The following is a 3,669-nucleotide window of genomic DNA, read 5'->3' on the forward strand; positions in this document are numbered from 1 at the left end:
ACTAAATACTTATATTTCTTTTGTATCTTTTCTTTTAGTTCCTCAGCAGATACTATATCCGTATCCAACAATGTATCTAATAGAAAAAGTTCTTCAACACGTTTTCCATTGGCTACTTCTTGGCTCAACATCATCAGTACAGCAGCATGTGCCCCAGTCATAGTAGATTCATAAGGGCGTACGTACTGGACAAACTCATAAAAAGAATTCTTCTTATCTACAAACAAATAGGGATCTTTATCGCCTATGCGGACAAAATCCATCATCATCGGTTGTCGGCCCAACCGGTATTCCATATTGCAGTACGATTCTTTCAGCTCTCTTAAATCTGCCAAATATCGTTTGTGATCAATAGACTCATAGATCTTTTCTTTGGCAACATCATCAAAATAAACAGACGTAGCTCCGGGCAGATAGTTGACATGCATGAGCTGACGCACAAAATCTTTATCATACGTTCTGTCTCCGTACAAAGCAATGGGCAACAAAAAATTATTTTCATAATTACCAATAAAATCCAAAACCTCTAAATATCGTTTATTAGGATATTTACGGAGACCACGGCCTAACTGCTGCACAAAAATAATAGCCGATTGCGTTGGCCGAAGCATAATGATTTGATTAACCTGCGGAATGTCGATGCCTTCATTGAAAATATCGCATGTAAAAATATATTACATTCCAGTCTTGCGACAGCTTCCTGCCGTTCCTTTTCTGATGAGTTGCCGCTTAATGCGATCGCCTGTTTTCCATGTACTCGAAATGCGGATGCCAAAGAACAGGCTTCTTCCACGCTGCTGCAAAATACCAGGCCTTTAATGCGTTCCATATCACTGCCATATAAATCGGCATAATATAAGATATGACGAACTCGTTCTTCACTGGTCAACAAATTAAAATCACTTTTATCATCAAGCAGCTTGCCATTAACAGTAATTTCACTAATGCCATGATAGTGAAACGGCACAAGCATATTGGCTTCCAAAGCATGATGAAGTCGAATTTCATAAGCTATATTGTGATGAAACAAGTCGTAAATATCAAAGCCATCAGATCGTTCCGGTGTCGCCGTCATTCCCAGCCAGAATTTAGGTTTGAAATAGTTAAACAGCTTCTGATACGTTTCAGCACCGCCATGATGTACTTCATCAATAACAATGTATTCGAATGCATCAGGGGCAAAAGAATACAGTATTGCATCTTGCGCCAGCGTCTGTATCGTTGCAAATAGATATTTTTTCTGCACCTCTTTAAATCGCCCAGTTAATCGGCCTGTTTCATTCGGAGGAAATCCCACCTTGATATAACTGTCTCTGGCATTGTTAACAATCATTTCCCGATGTACGACAAAAAGACTTCGTTTAGGATTTATTTTTCGTATATCAAAAGCTGACAAATAGGTCTTTCCTGTACCTGTCGCTGAAATAAGCAGTCCTCTATCTTGCCCTGCATCACGCAGTGCCTGAATTCCTGCTAAAGCAGCTTGCTGCATTGTATTAGGATGTATCTTATAAAGAGGAGTATATGCAGGCTTGTTTTGTATGCGGCTATGGCTATATACATCTTCATACGCCTTAATCCACGATTCATTAACAACTTCTGCTGCTTCCCATAAGGCTGAAAATTCCTGCATGGTCTGCCTGATTAAGGCGCCGTCTTCAGAAGAAGTAATAAAAAGATTCCATTCCTGATTATGTGTCAATGCATTGGCAGTCATATTGCTGCTGCCAATAATCATGGTATAGCTTTCTTCATCATTATCAGGATGATGAAATATATATCCTTTAGCATGAAACGCCTTTTCTTCGGTTATCATTCGAACTTCTAAATTAGGAAATTTTAATAATTCCCGCAGAGCCGCTGGTTCTGTGAAGTTTAAATACTGAGATGCCAGTATTCTACCTTTTACATTCCTATTCTGAATCAGCGCATCTTTAATGCAGGCTATGCCGCTTTTCGTAATAAAAGCTATTGAAAAAAGAAACTCATCGCAATGGTACAGCTGCGATAACACAGTATCCAGTACTTTCTGCCGCTTAGTCCGATTATTAGTCAGTATTTTCGGCACATACCGCTTATCTGCATTGACTTTATAATCAATAAATCCTTCACGCAAACACTCTTCCAGCACATTATAGGCAGTCATTATCAGTTCCTACTTTCCAGCCAATTTCTCCATAATCGGAACATCAGCAGCCGCCCAATCCAGCGTCGGCAACTCTTTCGGTGCCATCCACTTGGCATCAACGTGTTCTTTACGGATAAAATCAGGCCTATCCAAATGGCACATAAAGGCATGCATGGTAATGGAAAAATCGGGATACCTGTGATGTACGGTCATGTACAGGTCTTCTTCCTTTACGTCAACATGAACGTCCATCTCTTCCCGCAGTTCCCGTTCAATGGCCGAATGCCTGGCTTCGTTCGGTTCTATTTTTCCGCCGGGAAATTCATATTTAAAGCTCACATAATCGTATTTTCCCTTTCCCCGTTCCATACAGAGAATTTTGCCCTTATATTCCAAAATTGCCGCAACGACTTCTAAGTGTTTCATTATTCAGATTCCCCCATTTGCTGCATATTTACTACATTATTATACAATAAAACTGGCTGCATGTCTTCTGTGCTGCCTTTATGCACCAACGAAACCTCGTAATAGATGGAAGGCGTCTGCCCTTTGTAATGCTGGACAATACTATTTTCAGCACGATATAGAAAAGACACCTGACAACAGGTTCGTCAGGTGTCTTCCATATCTGCCTATTCACTTATCCCTGCGTCGCCGATGAAGAGCTGTGTTGTTGTTCATCTCGCCGCTTCTTAAAGAATGGCAGTGCTACTTCCGGGAATAGGGTATAACTCAGGACATCTTCCGGAGAGGCATCGGGGAATCCTTCGTCAGCCAGTGCCTGCCGGGACTTGGCCAGTTCCGGCTTCAGATCATCAGCAGGACGATGCTGAATAACCGGTTCATCGCCAATACACATCTTGCGGAATTCTTCGCTGATCGTACCGGGAACACGGCCGTATTTACCGCGGACAATGTCCTTGACTTCGTTGGTAATGATCTTATAGCGGCCGTACAGTACATTCAGGGCTGCTGCAGAGCCGGTAATCTGACTTGTCGGCGTAACGAGAGGCGGATAGCCCAGATCACGGCGTACATTCGGCATTTCCGCCAGGACTTCATCAAAGCGGTCTTCTGCCCCCTGGCTTTTAAGCTGATTGTACAGATTGGTCAGCATGCCGCCGGGAATCTGATATTTCCGGACAGCCGGATTAATCTGGCTGGGCATGGTCAGATTAAATTCTTCGGCCAGTTCTTTCCGCACTTTTTTAAAGTGCTCCGTCAAGGGCCACAGCCGTTCTACATCAATGCCAGTATCATAAATACTGTGCTCCAGGGACATGACCATCGATTCTGTTGCCGGCTGACTCGTCACTTCGCCAAAAGGAGACAGAGCCGTATCAATAATATCGACGCCGGCTTCAATGGCTTTCAGATAGGTCATTTCCCCCAACCCGCATGTACAGTGCGTATGCAGTTCAATAGGCACAGATAAATGCTTTTTCAGCATCCGCACCAGATTATAGGCATCGTAGGGAGACAGCAAGCCGGACATATCCTTGATGCACAGAGAGTCGACGCCCATTTGCTGAAGTTCCATG

Annotated in this window: 3 protein-coding genes and 1 pseudogene; all 4 read right to left on the bottom strand. The window is 42.9% G+C overall.

Features of this window, described 5'->3' with window-relative positions; all coding sequences use genetic code 11:
• A partial coding sequence (locus Q3886_RS09255) for a helicase-related protein (RefSeq protein ID WP_367881566.1) occupies positions 1-671 on the bottom strand: 671 nt, incomplete at its 3' end.
• Positions 566-2,146 (bottom strand): DEAD/DEAH box helicase family protein, encoded by a 1,581-nt coding sequence (locus tag Q3886_RS09260; protein ID WP_301861139.1) that lies wholly within the window; start codon positions 2,144-2,146, stop codon positions 566-568. The genes Q3886_RS09260 and Q3886_RS09255, both read right to left, overlap by 106 nt.
• A gap of 9 nt (positions 2,147-2,155) precedes the next feature.
• A complete protein-coding gene (locus Q3886_RS09265; protein ID WP_301861140.1) occupies positions 2,156-2,554 on the bottom strand; it encodes a (deoxy)nucleoside triphosphate pyrophosphohydrolase in 399 nt (132 codons plus the stop codon).
• A 214-nt stretch (positions 2,555-2,768) separates the two neighbouring features.
• Positions 2,769-3,669 (bottom strand): annotated as a pseudogene (locus Q3886_RS09270) (oxaloacetate decarboxylase subunit alpha); the annotation flags it as partial.

Origin of the sequence: uncultured Megasphaera sp., from assembly GCF_958350005.1 — a bacterium.
In the GTDB taxonomy this organism is placed as follows: domain Bacteria; phylum Bacillota; class Negativicutes; order Veillonellales; family Megasphaeraceae; genus Megasphaera.